Origin of the sequence: Methylacidimicrobium cyclopophantes (genome assembly GCF_902143385.2) — a bacterium.
GTDB classification, from domain to species: Bacteria; Verrucomicrobiota; Verrucomicrobiia; order Methylacidiphilales; family Methylacidiphilaceae; genus Methylacidimicrobium; species Methylacidimicrobium cyclopophantes.
The window spans coordinates 1-5,810 of record NZ_CABFUZ020000225.1 but is presented as its reverse complement, the minus strand read 5'-3'; the positions used below and the strand labels follow the sequence as shown (position 1 = coordinate 5,810).

Genomic DNA, 5,810 nt, shown 5'->3' with positions numbered 1-5,810 from the left:
CTCGGCGGCTGCGGCCATGGCCGACCGGATCGCGCAAGCGCCGGAGAAAACCGAAAGAGCGAGGAGAGCGAGCGCGCGCATTCGTCGCCGCGAAGAAGCGAATGGAACGGAAAAAGCGGACAACCCTCGACGCGCCTTTCTCAACGATGACCCCCTCCGCCATGAAAGCCGCCGAAGCCACCGTGAAAGCCGCCCATTCCTCCGTGAAAGCCGCCGGGCATCCCATGAAAGCCGCCGGGCATCCCATGAAAGCCGCCGACTCCGTGAAAGCCGCCCGCCCCGAGAGAGGCTCCATGAAAGACATTCGGCGATCCGTGAAACGCGCCGCCTGCCCCGTGGAATACGCCTCCATGGGAAAATCCTCCCGCTCCATGAAACGCCCCGCCGTGAGCCAATCCCGACGCTCCGTGAAAACCGCCGCCGGCCGTATGAGGAAAGCCGGTGTGACCGACGAAGGATCCGGCTCCGTGAACGCTTCCGGCCGAAAAGCCGTGGGCATGGGCCGCGGCGCTGAGATTGGCCCCGTGAAGGGCGGCCGTGTTGACCGATCGACCAGCGATATCGTGAACGGCGGGGCTAAAAAGATGCTGGGGATGGACGGCCGTCTGGGAAGGGAAGCCGCCATGGGCGAGAGCGGAAGTGGCGCGGGTGCCATGGGACGCTGTCGGGGAGGAAGCTTGCGAGTGGGCGAGCCCGCCCGGACGAGCCGTTGCATTCGCCGGCGAACCGTGGCCGACGCCATGCTGCGTGAGCCCATGGTGGGCCGCCGGAGCCGAGTGGCTCGGATCCCGAGATTGCACGGCCGCCTGTCGGTTCGCCGCAGCGCCGCCGTGCTGTTGTTGCTGTTGTTTTTGTTGCGCTTGTTGCTGTTGGATCTGTTGGGCGAGATTGGATTGCTCCAGGATGATCAGGGGAAAGAACGGGAAAAAGCCCCAACCCCAGAGTCCCCATCCCATTCCCCAACCCATTCCCCAACCGCCCCATCCCCACCAGGGGTATCCCCCATAGCCTCCTCCGTACGTAGTCGTCGCTTCGGTGTCCCCCACAAAGGGGTAGGGGCTTCCCGATCCGATGCCGGAATCCTCCGGCGGGGGATTGGTTGCCGGAACATCGGGCGGAGGGACGGAGTAATCTTCCGGGGAGAGGCCGGGTTCTCGGATGGCAGGTGCCTGTTCGCGGGCGGCGAGCATCGTCCACCGCTCCTCCAGCAGAGCGATGCGCTGGCGTGCCGATTCCTCCCACTGCCGGTCTTCGTTGATCTCGGTCAGAAAGGCCCGCCAGGAAGAGGCGGTCGAAGAGGGAAAAAGGCTATCGGAAGAAGCCAGACCGAGCCGTGCGGCGGCTTGATCGGCCTCCGTCTGGATCTGATTGGCCAGGGCCGAAGCCCGATCCAATAGCTCGCGGAACCGAGCGCTTGCGGTCTGCAAAAGATCGGTGGGGATCCCTTGCGACTTTGTCGCCGCCTCGCCCTGCGCCAGGAGATTCTCGAGCAGAAGCTTTTGCCGGACGAGCTCGCCACGAAGCGCATCCGCTTGGGGCAGAGATCGAGCCAGGTCGGTGCGGAAGCTCTTCACCACCGCGTTGCGTTCCTGGGAGCGTTTCCACTCCGTCGCCCCCCAGTTCCCCGCTGCCGCCAGAGCGAAAAGCACCAGCAGCAATGCCGCCCAGCCTTTCCAGCCAGACAACTCTTTCATCGTGGACACCCCAGCTCTCTACTGCACTTAACCACTTTTGGGGGTGCGTGGCAAACAGGGCTCGTCGGCGATGGCGATCCGCTCTCTGCCTCCGTAGATATTGAAACGCTCCCCGCGGAGAAAACCGACCAGGGTGATTCCGAACTCCTTCGCCAAGCGGACGGCAAGGCTGCTCGGAGCGGAAACGGCGCAAAAGACGGCGAGCTCTGCTGCCAACGCCTTTTGCAGGAGCTCGTAGCTGGCCCGGCCGCTGACCAGCACCAGATGGTCCGAAAGGGGTAAGTGGCCCTGCAGGAGTGCCCATCCGATGAGTTTGTCCATGGCATTGTGACGGCCTACATCCTCGCGCAGCGCCACGAGCTCCCCCTCCTTCGTAAAGAGTCCTGCCGCGTGGAGGCCGCCCGTGGCCCGGAAGACTCCCTGTCGGGATCCAAGCCGTTCCGGCAAAAGAGGCAAGATGTTGAGGGGAATGGTCCACGCAAAGGGGAGAGGCCGACAGCCGCGATCGCGGAGGGTCTCCAAAGAAGCACGCCCGCAAACGCCGCACGCACTCGTCGTAAGGAAATGGCGTTCGAGCCCGCCGAATTCCGGAAGATGGTCGCCGGCGAGATCGACCGTGACGACGTTGAAGAGCTGCTCCTCGGCCCGTTCCCGATCCAAGCAGTAGGAGATCGACCGGAGGGAGTGGAGATCTCGCAGGATCCCCTCCCCATAAAGAAATCCCGCGGCGAGTTCGAAGTCCGATCCGGGCGTCCGCATCGTGATGGCGACGATCCGCTCCTCCGATCCTGCGCGAAGACGGATCTCGAGCGGTTCTTCGACCGCCACCGAGTCCGAGCGGCGGACCAATCTCGCCTTCTCCCAAGTCCAGAGATCGACGTTGGCCTTACTGCCGGGACGCACTGCCATCCTGCTCACTATACGCTCTCTGCGCCGCCTTGGAAGAGAGGAGCGATGGCGGGCGGATTCGCCAGGCGCCAAATAGGTCTGGAAAAATACTTTTCTCCGACGGTCGAGACTTCTAAAAGAACCTATGCGTCGTCTTTTGTTGACGTTGCTTTCGCCGGCGCTCGTTTTCCTCTTCTTGGTCTCTCGGGTCGGTGCGGATGAGCGCCCCGCGGCGGCTTTGCGGATCGGTGCGGCAGCCGATCTTCGCTACGCCCTGCCGGAAGCGGTTGCCGCATTTTCCCGGGGACGTGCCGATGGACGAATCGAAACGACCTACGCATCGTCGGGAAAGATCTACGCGGAGATCCTCCAGGGTGCGAAGTTGGATCTATTTTTGGCGGCCGACCGAGAATATCCGGAGCGGCTCGTCGAGGCGAAAATGGCTCGGGGCGAAGTATTCGTCTACGCGCATGGCTCCGTGGTCTTTTGGGCGAGAAAGGAAGGGGCGGTGTGGAAGGCGGGCGATGCGCTCACAGCGCTGCGCAGCCCCGATCTGCGCCGTCTGGCCTTGGCCAATCCCCGCGTCGCTCCCTACGGGCGCGCCGCCGAAGAGATCCTTCGACGGGCGGGTCTACTCGACGAATTGAAAGCGAAGCTGGTTTTCGGGGAGAACGTCGCTCAGGCCTTTGAGTTCGCGCTGCAAGGCGCCGCCGACGCCTGTTTGATTTCGCGCTCCCTTGCGCTGGCGCCGCCGGCGCGAAGAGCGGGTCGTTTCGAGGAGTTTCCTCCTGAATCTTCTTCTTCTCTTGAACAGGGAGGGGTGATCCTGAAGGACTGTCGTCGTCCGGATTTGGCGGAGGCCTTTCGGGACTTTCTCCTCGGCCCGGACGGGCGGGAGCTCCTTCGTCGCCACGGTCTTTAACTTTCATGGAGAAAGCGAGTCGAGACTCGGTATGGACTGGATCGCGCTCGGCTTGAGTCTGCGACTGGCTGCGGCGACCTCGCTCACGCTCTGCCTCGTCGGGATTCCACTGGCCGCATGGGTGGCCTACTCCCGCAGCAGATGGCGTCCGGCGCTGGAAGCGATCATCGCCTTGCCCCTCGTCCTCCCACCCACCGTCCTCGGGTTTTTTCTCCTCGTCGGTTTCGGCCGTTCGGGATGGTTTGGTCAATGGTATAGCCGTCTGACGGGAGGCGGCTCTCTCGCCTTTTCCTTCGGGGGGCTTTGGGTTGCATCGGTCCTTTACAGCCTTCCCTTTCTGGTTCAGCCGGTAGCGGCTGCGATGGCGGGAATTCCCAGAAGGCTTCGCGAGGCCGCGTGGGTCTTGGGGGCCGGACGGGCGGAAACCTTCCTTCGGGTCGTCCTCCCGCTCGCATGGCCTGGAATTGCCTCGGGGATCGTGCTCAGCTTTGCCCATACGATGGGGGAATTCGGGGTCGTCCTCATGGTAGGCGGAGATATCCCTGGGGTGACTCGGACGATTTCGATCTCCGTTTACGACGCCGTCGAATCGCTCGACTACGGTCTGGCGACGAGAACGGCGCTCTTTCTCTTCGTCTTCTCGTTTCTTTTGCTTTCGGCTGCCTATCGTTTGCAAAAAAGAGTTTTGCTAAGCTGACCGGATTGGAAGAGAGGGGATGCCATCGGCCAGGCCGGCTGATCCCCGCAACGTTCTCCGAAAGCGCCAGGAATGGGTAGGGAGGCGAGGAGTGCCGATTTTCCCGCGGTCGCGGGAAGAATCCGAAGAGAACGACAACAGCGACTCCGGTGAAGGAAGAGGGGATGGCAGATTGTTTGCCGGCAAGAGCATGGAGCGGTTAACGATCGATTTTCGGTTGCGCCACCCCGGAGGAGCAGAGGTCCATGCTTCCTTGCTTTTTGCCCTCGATCCTGCCGGAGTACTCGTCCTCTTCGGCCCTTCGGGAGCCGGGAAGACGACAATTCTCCGATCCGTGGCCGGGCTCGAGTGGCCGTCGGCGGGGAGGATTCAATTCCGAGAGGAGGTTTGGGTCGACGTAGAGGAGAAGCGCTGGGTGCCTCCGCAACGCCGGCGGATCGGGTATGTCGACCAACACGATGCTCTCTTTCCCCATTTCACCGTGGCGGAGAACGTAGCGTTCGGATTGCGCGGTCTCCCCGGGAAGGAAAAGAGGCGGCGAGCCGACGAAGGCTTGGAGAGCTGCGGACTCCTCTCCTTGGCGGGCCGGCCTCCGGCTACTCTTTCCGGAGGGGAGCGCAGGAGAGTCGCGTTGGCCCGGGCCTTAGCGCGTGATCCACAGCTCCTCCTTCTGGATGAACCTTTTGCAGGTCTGGATCCAAGGAGCCGAGACGAGCTGATCGAGCTGCTCCGGAAAATGGTCCGAGAGCGTTCTCTGCCGACGATCTTCGTGACGCATGATGAGAAGGAAGCAGTTTGTCTCGGGCGGGATTTGGCGGTCGTGGCATCGGGACGGGTATTGCAGAGCGGACCGTTGGCGGAGGTCTTCGCAAGACCGCTGACTCCCGAGACAGGAAGAATTCTCGGAGTCGAGACGGTGGTGCCGGGCCGCTGTCTTTCAGCGCACGACGGATTGATCGAGGTGGAGGTGGCCGGAGAGATCCTCCGCGCCGCCGACCGAGGGGACACTCCGTTCGACCAAGCCTATGTGATGGTGCGGGCGGAGGATGTGATTCTCTCCGCCGAAGAGGGCCGGTTCGCGGTGAGCGTTCGCAATCGGCTTCACGGGCGCGTGTTGGAAAAGGAAAACGAAGGAGCGATGGTTCGTGTGGTCCTCGACTGCGGATTTCCGCTCGTCGCTCGGGTCACGCGCGGGGCCGCCCAAGAGCTGGAGCTTTCCGTCGGCAAGCCGCTTTTTTGTTGGATCAAGGCCCATGCGATCCATCTCGTTCCCCGTTGAGTCGGGGCTTGCGTCTGCTCACGGGAGAGGAGGGAACGGCGCCGGAAGATAAGCCGGATTCTGTTCCTGGAATTTACCCCTTCCAGGCGGCCATCATTTCTCTACCCGTCGTCGATCGGCGATGGGTCCGCGGCGGCGAGCCGCCGCGATGCGGCCTAACCCGAGGTGTGCCCGATCGATCGCAGAGAGCTGCGCAAGCGATCGTGCGGCCAGGGGGCCGGCACCTCTGTTTGGCCTTGCGCCGCGGGGGGTTTGTCGTGCCTCGGCCGTCGCCGACCGAGCGGTGGGCTCTTACCCCGCCGTTTCACCCTTGCCGCGTCTTTCGGCGCG

5 protein-coding genes and 1 pseudogene are annotated in these 5,810 nt (G+C 63.1%); 4 read left to right on the top strand and 2 right to left on the bottom strand.

Annotation, left to right across the window (positions count from 1 at the left end):
• Positions 1-140: 140 nt before the first annotated feature.
• Positions 141-1,694, bottom strand: coding sequence for a hypothetical protein (locus FN369_RS09465; RefSeq protein WP_142525908.1), 1,554 nt, complete (start codon positions 1,692-1,694; stop codon positions 141-143).
• A 27-nt stretch (positions 1,695-1,721) separates the two neighbouring features.
• Positions 1,722-2,603, bottom strand: coding sequence for a formate dehydrogenase accessory sulfurtransferase FdhD (gene fdhD, locus FN369_RS09460; RefSeq protein WP_142525907.1), 882 nt, complete (start codon positions 2,601-2,603; stop codon positions 1,722-1,724).
• Between the two features lie 124 nt (positions 2,604-2,727).
• Here fdhD and modA point away from each other — a divergent pair, with 124 nt between their 5' ends.
• From modA to FN369_RS11345, 4 genes and pseudogenes are all read left to right on the top strand, one after another.
• A complete protein-coding gene (gene modA / locus FN369_RS09455; RefSeq protein ID WP_142525906.1) occupies positions 2,728-3,504 on the top strand; it encodes a molybdate ABC transporter substrate-binding protein in 777 nt (258 codons plus the stop codon).
• A gap of 31 nt (positions 3,505-3,535) precedes the next feature.
• Complete coding sequence (gene modB, locus FN369_RS09450) at positions 3,536-4,201, top strand: molybdate ABC transporter permease subunit (RefSeq protein WP_142525905.1); 666 nt, start codon at positions 3,536-3,538, stop codon at positions 4,199-4,201.
• A 190-nt stretch (positions 4,202-4,391) separates the two neighbouring features.
• Positions 4,392-5,480: a molybdenum ABC transporter ATP-binding protein gene (locus tag FN369_RS09445; protein ID WP_142525904.1), complete on the top strand. Its 1,089-nt coding sequence runs from the start codon at positions 4,392-4,394 to the stop codon at positions 5,478-5,480.
• Positions 5,477-5,810: pseudogene (locus tag FN369_RS11345) on the top strand (hypothetical protein); the annotation flags it as partial. The gene FN369_RS09445 and the pseudogene FN369_RS11345, both read left to right, overlap by 4 nt.

Coding starts and splice junctions, on each gene's coding strand:
- FN369_RS09465 (WP_142525908.1), bottom strand. CDS start 1,694: ATGAAAGAGTTGTCTGGCTGGAAAGGCTGGGCGGCATTGCTGCTGGTG.
- fdhD (WP_142525907.1), bottom strand. CDS start 2,603: ATGGCAGTGCGTCCCGGCAGTAAGGCCAACGTCGATCTCTGGACTTGG.
- modA (WP_142525906.1), top strand. CDS start 2,728: ATGCGTCGTCTTTTGTTGACGTTGCTTTCGCCGGCGCTCGTTTTCCTC.
- modB (WP_142525905.1), top strand. CDS start 3,536: ATGGACTGGATCGCGCTCGGCTTGAGTCTGCGACTGGCTGCGGCGACC.
- FN369_RS09445 (WP_142525904.1), top strand. CDS start 4,392: ATGGAGCGGTTAACGATCGATTTTCGGTTGCGCCACCCCGGAGGAGCA.